Genomic DNA, 6,904 nt, shown 5'->3' on the forward strand with positions numbered 1-6,904 from the left:
AGCGACGCCGAAGGCGCCCTTGACTTTGGAGGGGCGGCCCCGTACGCCAGCGCCACCCCACCGCACGAACACCCCTCTTGCTCCCCGCGAACACCCTCATGGCCGGATGCCCCACGTCCGATACCGCCCGTCCGGGTGCCCATCTGTGCCTGTCGGCCCTCCGGCACGAGACGCCGCTCCCGTCCACGCACCCGAACACCAACCAGCCTCCAGCCGTCTTCCACTCCCACAGCCCACCATCGCGGCCCATCTGTGGGGCCAGTTGGCGATCCAGTTGGCAGTGACGCCCGCTCCCGTGACAGTGCCGGCCAGCGCGGCGGCGGCTGGGCGTGCTCGGGCGATCAGCAGGACCACCAGCGGGTCCAGGACGACCAGGGCCACGAAGAAGACCTGGAGTGCGGACGGGGCGAACGCGTGGGCGTGGATTCCGCCGTGTCCCCGGTCCCAGGCGTGCGCGCATGTGCCTTCGGTGAAGCCGATCAGGTATATGCCAAGCGTGCACCGCACTGACCATCGCATCCGCCGTCCCGTATGCGAGGGCGCCGGTCCTCTGGCTGGTCACCGCCGTGCCGGTGCTCCTCATCGGGGAGCTACTCGTTCCTGATCAAGCTGGTCTTCGTGGTCGTGGCCGGGTGCCGGTGGTGCGGCCGGACCGAGTCGTCGCGCGGCGACGGCGTGCAGATTGCCCATGAGGGCGGCCGGGTCTGGCGGCGGTGGGTATGGCGATTCGTGGCCGCTACAACGCCTTTCTCATGGAGCGCGCTCGGCTGCGGCGAGGCTTTCCGCGCAGGTGGGGCCGGGCGCCGTTACCCGTCGGCGGACGTCTGGGGCCGGGTGAATCGGCCACCAGCGTGCCGACCGCATCCGGTGGGGCGGCCGGGAGCGAGCTGGCGGTCGTGCGGGCGGACGGCAAGAGGCCGGTATGAGGGCCTGCTCAACTTCGAGGTCTCGTTCAGGCGGTCATCCAGTGAGGAGCGCGGCGGCGGCCCGTCCTGACGGGGGAAGCGGATGGCCCGCTCGGGGGAGGCGGGCTCGGCGGGACGGGCGGGAGTGTGGGGGCATCGCGAGAACAGGAGGCTGCGATGTCCCGGAAAGTCAGGATCAAGGTCACGGTGGTCGCCGTGCTCACCGCACTCATCGCCGGGGCCATGCTGGCCACCGGGTCCGGTGAGCCCGCCGCTCACGCGCTCGGAGCCATCCGATGACCGCCGTCGGGGCGGGCGAGAGGATGCGGGGGCCGGTGCCTCGTTGGGCGGACTGGGCGGCGCAGGCGACGATGTGGTGCGCGGTTCCGGCCGGGATCTGGCGGATCCTGTTCGCTCTCGGCCTGCCCGCGGGCTTCACCGGGTCGCAGGACCCGGCGAACGGTCCCTGGTTCATGCTGCCCTACGTGATCGCGCTGACGGCCGCGTCCGAGACGTTCGCCTTCCTCAGCCTTGGCCTCGTCCGGCCGTGGGGTGAGGTGTGGCCGCGCTGGGTGCCGGTCCTGCGGGGCCGGCCGATCCGCCCGCTGGCCGCGATCGTCCCGGCGTCGCTCGGGTCGGTCGCGCTGATGCTGCTGTGGACGCCGCTGTCCTTCGGGTTCGGCGGCGACGACCCGGAGATGCCGCACGGCGCCAAGGCCGCCATCCTCTACGCCTGCTACCTGCCGCTGGTCGCCTGGGGCCCGCTGCTCGCCGCCGTCACGGCCGCCTATGCGGTCCGCCGCCACCGCCACGGCTGACCGTCCGGCGACACGGCTCCCATTCGTCCAAGACCGTCGTGCCTCGGACGCATAGCGTCGTCCCCGAGAACACGTCTTCCCTGGAGCAGCTCAATGACCGTTCGCCGTGTCGTGCCCAATGTCCGTTCCGAGGCCGTTGAGGAGAACCGCGAGTTCTACGGTCTGCTCGGCTTCGAGGAGGTCATGAACCATGGCTGGATCATGACGCTCGCCTCTCCGGCGGAGGAGAAGGCGCAGATCAGCTTCATGTCCGCGGACAGGACGGCGCCGGTCAACCCCGACATCAGCGTGGAGGTGGACGACGTCGACGCGGCCTACGCGGCCATGCGCGAGCGGGGCGCGGAGATCGTCCATCCCCTGCAGGACGAGGAGTGGGGCGTGCGGCGGTTCTTCGTCCGCGACCCCGACGGCCGCGTGATCAACGTCCTCGCCCATCGATGACGCAGGATCAGCCGGGCTTGTGGCGCTGGTAGTGGCGGGCGACGCGGACGCGGTTGCCGCAGCGGGCGGCCGAGCACCAGCGGCGGCGCGGGTGGGCGGGCAGGAACAGCAGGACGCAGTCGTCGGCCGCGCACTGCCGGATCCGGGTGGCCGCCGGGTCGGCGAGGAGGTCGGCGGCGGCCTCGGCGAGCCATGCGGCCAGCCGTGCCCCGGCCGGGCCCGAGCGGCGGCGTGCGGCGGCGACCGCCGCGCCGTCCCAGGTCAGCTCGGTAATGGCGGGTGCGGCGCGCTGGAGGTCGTTGAGCGCGGTCAGGTCGGCGGCGTCCGGGCGTTGGCCGTGCCGGGCGCGCTCGACCGCGTTCGCCGCATGCTCGCGTACGGTGTGTATGGGATATACGTCGTGTATGTCGAGTGAAGCGACGTCCGGGAGCCGTCCGGCCTGGAGTTGCAGCCAAGCGTGCAGGTCGTCGGGGGTGGCGAGCAGGTCGGCGGCAGCCGTGCGGGTGTTGATCAGGTCCAGGGCGAGGGGCTCCCCGGTCAGCGGGACGAGATCGCTCATGCTTCTAATGCTACATCTCCGCATTGACACGTTAGATTGTCGGTGGCTATAACTAACGCATCTTCAGTCTTGAAAGGCGTTAGCCATGACGTTCCCCTCCGTCGCCCGGACGGCTCACCGGTACCTGGACGTCGACGGCGTCCGCGTCTTCTACCGGGAGTCGATCCCCGACCGCGCCGACGCGCCCGTCCTGCTGCTCCTGCACGGGTTCCCGTCCGCGTCGCACCAGTTCCGCCGCCTCATCGACGTCCTGGGCGCCCGCTACCGGCTGATCGCCCCCGACTATCCCGGCTTCGGGCACACCGAGGCCCCGGACGGCTTCGCCTACTCCTTCGACCGGCTCGCCGACGTCACCGAGGGCTTCGTGCGGCGGCTCGGTCTGACCCGGTTCGTCATGTACGTGTTCGACTTCGGCGCCCCGGTCGGCTTCCGGCTCGCCGAACGCCACCCCGAGTGGATCGCCGGCCTGATCGTCCAGAACGGCAACGCCTACGAGGACGGCCTGTCGGACGGCGCGCGCGACTTCATCGCGCTGCGCCCCGGCCAGGACGGCGCCGAGGAGACGATCCGCGGCCTGCTCACACTCCAGGGGACGCGCGGCCAGTACGAGTCCGGCGTCGCCGACACCGCCGCGATCGCGCCGGACGGCTGGACGCTCGACCAGCACTTCCTCGACCTGCCCGGACGCAAGGAGGCCCAGGTCGCGCTGGCGTTCGACTACCACTCCAACGTCGAGCGCTATGGCGCCTGGGAGGCGTGGCTGCGCGAGCACACCCCGCCCACGCTCATCGTCTGGGGCGCGAACGACCCGTTCTTCCCGGCGCCCGGCGCGCACGCCTACCTGCGCGACGTCCCGGACGCCGAGCTCCACGTCTTCGACACCGGGCACTTCGCCCTGGAGGACCACCTGCCGGAGATCGCGCCGCTCATCGCCGCTTTCCTCGACAACAGGCGCCCGTGACGGCCGTCAGACGATCTGACGGCCGTCAGACGATCGGGCGGCTCTTCTTGATGCGCCGCCTGACGTCCCACAGGTAGACGTTGAAGGGGAACTCGCGGAGGGGACGGGGCATGGCGCGGTTGATGCGGGCCAGCAGCCGGGCGAACCGGTCGAAGCGGGCCTGGTCGCGCGGGGTCCAGGAGTAGCCGAGCTCGTCGCGGAAGGGCTCCGGCAGGAAGCCGAGGGTGAGGAAGCGGTGCAGCCGGCCGAGCGTCCAGCGCACGGGCGCGTGGAAGAAGCGCAGCTCGGTGAGGTCGCGCAGGTAGCCGCGGGTGACGTCGTCCATCTCGATCTTCTTGAGGGACTCGGTCCAGTACTCCTCGAAGGCGGCGCGGTCGGGGGGCCACATGTCCTCGGTCATCTGGAGGGTGGTGCCGAACCGGGCGCCGTGCCGGTAGAGGGCGTCGACCTGCTCGGGGGTCGGGTCGCCGTAGAGCATCGTGTAGATCATCTCGGTGCCCCAGTAGAGGCACGCGGCGACCCACAGCTGGAGGTCGCGGTCGAAGGCGTTGTAGGGGACGGGTTCCTTCGCGCGGACGTGCTTGTGCGCGCCGTTGACCTCGCGGCGCATGGCGAGGCGTTCGTCCTCGGTGCCGAGCATCGCGACGGCGATGTAGCTGAGGGTGGTGCGCGCGCGCTTGATCGGGTGCTTGTCGACGCGGCCGCTGTCCACGGTGCTCTCGGCGACGCCGTGCCCGACGGGCAGGCGGGAGAGCTGCATGACGACGTTCGCGGCGGCGGCGGACAGGGCCATGCCGGAGATCGCGTCGAAGACTATCTTCGGGGGGCGCTCCGTGGACGTGGCGGTCGCGGTCATCCGGGCCTCACTCCTGGTACAGAGAAGCGATTTCCGTATCACTGTGCCATCAGTAAGCAAGCGCTTGCAAGGGCGCCCGGCGACCCGGACGCCCCGCAGGCGATCAGGCGTACGGATCCTCGCTGCGCAGGACGCGTCCCGCGAACTCCTTCAGCGAGTCCAGGGCCCGCAAATAGGGCATCGGCCCGAACGACACCCGGGCCGCGCCCGCCGCGGCCAGGCCCTCGAGCGACGTCCCCGGGAAGCCGTTCACGTTCACCGGGCCCGGGATGCCCTCGACCAGCGCGGCGACCGTGTCCGGCGGCGCGGTGATCGGGTAGACGCAGTCCGCGCCCGCCTCGACGTAGAGGCGGCCGCGGGCGATCGCGGCGTCCACCGGGTCCGGCACGCCGGCGATGAACGTGTCGGCGCGCGCGTTGATCACCAGGGCGTCGCCCGCGGCGGCGCGGACCGCCGCGAGGTACTCGGCCTGCTTCTCCGGCTCCGCCAGCGTGCCCGCGTAGGTGTCCTCCAGGTTGCAGCCGGCGGCGCCGATCGCCAGCAGCCGTTCCACCAGCTCCTCCGCCGGCAGCCCGTACCCGGCCTCGGCGTCCACCGTCACCGGGACGGAGGCGGCGCGGATCACCCGGCCCGCGGCGGCGAACATCTCCTCCGCCGGCGCGCCCTCGTGGTCGGGGTAGCCGAGCATCGCGGCGATCGCGGCGCTGGCGGTCGCGAGCGCGGGGTACCCCGCCTCTTCGACGATCTTGGCGCTCGCGGCGTCCCACACGTTCGGCAGCAGCAGCGGGTCGCCGGGCCGGTGCAGGTCGCGCAGGCGGGCGGCGTTCTCAGTCATCTCGTCTCCTTCCGTCAGGAGGTGGACCGGATCGGGAGGCGTTCTGTGACATGCCCGCCCGGCATCCTCCCGCACATGGCGGGATGCGGTCACCCGGGAGGCGAGGGGCTGGGTTAGCGTCGAGATGATCGAGTGGCCCGTGACACGAGGGAGTGCGCATGCTGCCGTGGTCCGCCGAATTCGCCGGACGTCTCGAGGAGCACGTCGTCAGCAGCGAGCTGCTGCGCGGCAACCCGCTGAAGGACCCGCACGAACGCCCGCTGCTGGTGTACGTCCCGCCGGGCTACGACGACGAGCCGGAGCGGCGCTACCCGACCGTCTACGTGATCACCGGCTTCACCGGGCATGTCGGGATATGGCGGAACCGGACGCCGTACCGGCAGCCGTTCCCCGAGACCGCCGACGCCGTGTTCGCCTCCGGCGAGGCCCCGCCCGCGATCGTCGTCTTCGTGGACGCCTGGACGGCGCACGGCGGCAGCCAGTACGTCGACTCGCCCGGTACCGGCAAGTACCACTCCTACATCTGCGACGAGGTCGTCCCGTGGGTGGACGCTCGCTATCGGACGCTGGACGCGCCGGAGCACCGGGCGATCAGCGGCAAGTCCAGCGGCGGCTACGGCGCGATGATCACGCCGATGCTCCGTCCCGACCTGTTCGGCGCGCTCGCCACGCACGCCGGCGACGCCCTGTTCGAGTACTGCTACCTGCCGGAGTTCCCCAAGTGCGTCCGGCACCTGCGCAAGTACGGCGGCGACATCGCGCGCTGGTGGGACGACTTCAACTCGCGGGTCTCCTTCACCAAGCCCGAGGACATGGAGCTGCTGAACATCCTCGGCATGGCCGTCTGCTACTCGGCCCGGGACGACGGCACGCCGGAACTGCCGTTCGACCCGGTCACCGGGGTCCTCCGCCGGGACGTCTGGGACCGCTGGCTCGCCTGGGACCCGGTGCGCATGGTGCCCGGCCACGCCGACGCGATGCGCTCGCAGCGCGCCATCTGGATCGACGGCGGCACCCGCGACGAGTGGTTCCTGGACGTGGGCGCCGAGGCGTTCCACAGCGCGCTGCTGGACGCCGGGGTGTCCGCCGACGTGATCCACTTCGAGCTGTTCGACGCCGGGCACGGCGGCATCGACTACCGCTACCCGATCGCGCTCGCCTGGCTCTGCAAGCGCATCGCGCCCTGACGGCGACCGGGGTCCGCCCGGCTCCGCGGACGGCGTGCCCGGCAACCGGCCGGTCACGCCGTCCGCGCTGCTCGGACGGCCTTTTCAGTGATTTCAGCGGGGCCGTTCACCGGGATTGAAAATCCAGTGCGCGGTGGATTCGTTGACACCGGCGGGCCGCCGACACGACGCTTTGGGCAGTCCACCGAGAACGTCCGCGCGGCCCCCGCCGCGTGCCTGCTGGACAGGACGCTCGCGGATGCGGCCGTCCCCGCCCGGCCGTATCCGCGCCACCGCATGCGGTGGCCGACCGGCCGCGCCGGGCCGGCCGCCGGCGGACCGCGCGGGACGGGCCGAGATCCC

Annotated in this window: 8 protein-coding genes; 5 read left to right on the forward strand and 3 right to left on the reverse strand. The window is 71.7% G+C overall.

Features of this window, described 5'->3' with window-relative positions; translation table 11 throughout:
• Positions 1-1,082 precede the first annotated feature (1,082 nt).
• The 3 genes from ABD296_RS48415 (at position 1,083) to ABD296_RS48425 (ending at position 2,164) form a co-directional block, all read left to right on the forward strand.
• Positions 1,083-1,205, forward strand: a complete 123-nt coding sequence (locus ABD296_RS48415) for a hypothetical protein (RefSeq protein ID WP_344284976.1) — start codon at positions 1,083-1,085, stop codon at positions 1,203-1,205.
• A gap of 35 nt (positions 1,206-1,240) precedes the next feature.
• The gene (locus ABD296_RS48420) at positions 1,241-1,723 is read left to right on the forward strand and encodes a hypothetical protein (RefSeq protein WP_344284979.1); all 483 of its coding nucleotides are present in this window, start codon (positions 1,241-1,243) and stop codon (positions 1,721-1,723) included.
• 93 nt (positions 1,724-1,816) lie between these two features.
• Complete coding sequence (locus tag ABD296_RS48425; RefSeq protein WP_344284982.1) at positions 1,817-2,164, forward strand: VOC family protein; 348 nt, start codon at positions 1,817-1,819, stop codon at positions 2,162-2,164.
• A 7-nt stretch (positions 2,165-2,171) separates the two neighbouring features.
• Here ABD296_RS48425 and ABD296_RS48430 read toward each other — a convergent pair whose 3' ends face one another.
• Entirely contained in the window at positions 2,172-2,723 is a 552-nt protein-coding gene (locus ABD296_RS48430; protein ID WP_344284985.1) for a CGNR zinc finger domain-containing protein, read from the reverse strand.
• Positions 2,724-2,808: 85 nt separating this feature from the next.
• Here ABD296_RS48430 and ABD296_RS48435 point away from each other — a divergent pair, with 85 nt between their 5' ends.
• A complete protein-coding gene (locus ABD296_RS48435; RefSeq protein WP_344284988.1) occupies positions 2,809-3,684 on the forward strand; it encodes an alpha/beta fold hydrolase in 876 nt (291 codons plus the stop codon).
• A 25-nt stretch (positions 3,685-3,709) separates the two neighbouring features.
• On the opposite strand, the gene ABD296_RS48440 is transcribed toward ABD296_RS48435, so the two are convergent.
• Both ABD296_RS48440 and ABD296_RS48445 read right to left on the reverse strand, forming a co-directional pair.
• Positions 3,710-4,540: an oxygenase MpaB family protein gene (locus ABD296_RS48440; RefSeq protein WP_344284991.1), complete on the reverse strand. Its 831-nt coding sequence runs from the start codon at positions 4,538-4,540 to the stop codon at positions 3,710-3,712.
• Positions 4,541-4,643: 103 nt separating this feature from the next.
• Entirely contained in the window at positions 4,644-5,375 is a 732-nt protein-coding gene (locus ABD296_RS48445) for an isocitrate lyase/PEP mutase family protein (protein ID WP_344284994.1), read from the reverse strand.
• 158 nt (positions 5,376-5,533) lie between these two features.
• Here ABD296_RS48445 and ABD296_RS48450 point away from each other — a divergent pair, with 158 nt between their 5' ends.
• Positions 5,534-6,562 (forward strand): alpha/beta hydrolase, encoded by a 1,029-nt coding sequence (locus ABD296_RS48450; RefSeq protein ID WP_344284997.1) that lies wholly within the window; start codon positions 5,534-5,536, stop codon positions 6,560-6,562.
• Positions 6,563-6,904: the final 342 nt, after the last annotated feature.

Source organism: Actinomadura napierensis (assembly GCF_039529375.1).
Taxonomy (GTDB): Bacteria; Actinomycetota; Actinomycetes; order Streptosporangiales; family Streptosporangiaceae; genus Spirillospora; species Spirillospora napierensis.

Coding starts and splice junctions, on each gene's coding strand:
- ABD296_RS48415 (WP_344284976.1), top strand. CDS start 1,083: ATGTCCCGGAAAGTCAGGATCAAGGTCACGGTGGTCGCCGTGCTCACC.
- ABD296_RS48425 (WP_344284982.1), top strand. CDS start 1,817: ATGACCGTTCGCCGTGTCGTGCCCAATGTCCGTTCCGAGGCCGTTGAG.
- ABD296_RS48430 (WP_344284985.1), bottom strand. CDS start 2,723: ATGAGCGATCTCGTCCCGCTGACCGGGGAGCCCCTCGCCCTGGACCTG.
- ABD296_RS48435 (WP_344284988.1), top strand. CDS start 2,809: ATGACGTTCCCCTCCGTCGCCCGGACGGCTCACCGGTACCTGGACGTC.
- ABD296_RS48440 (WP_344284991.1), bottom strand. CDS start 4,540: ATGACCGCGACCGCCACGTCCACGGAGCGCCCCCCGAAGATAGTCTTC.
- ABD296_RS48445 (WP_344284994.1), bottom strand. CDS start 5,375: ATGACTGAGAACGCCGCCCGCCTGCGCGACCTGCACCGGCCCGGCGAC.
- ABD296_RS48450 (WP_344284997.1), top strand. CDS start 5,534: ATGCTGCCGTGGTCCGCCGAATTCGCCGGACGTCTCGAGGAGCACGTC.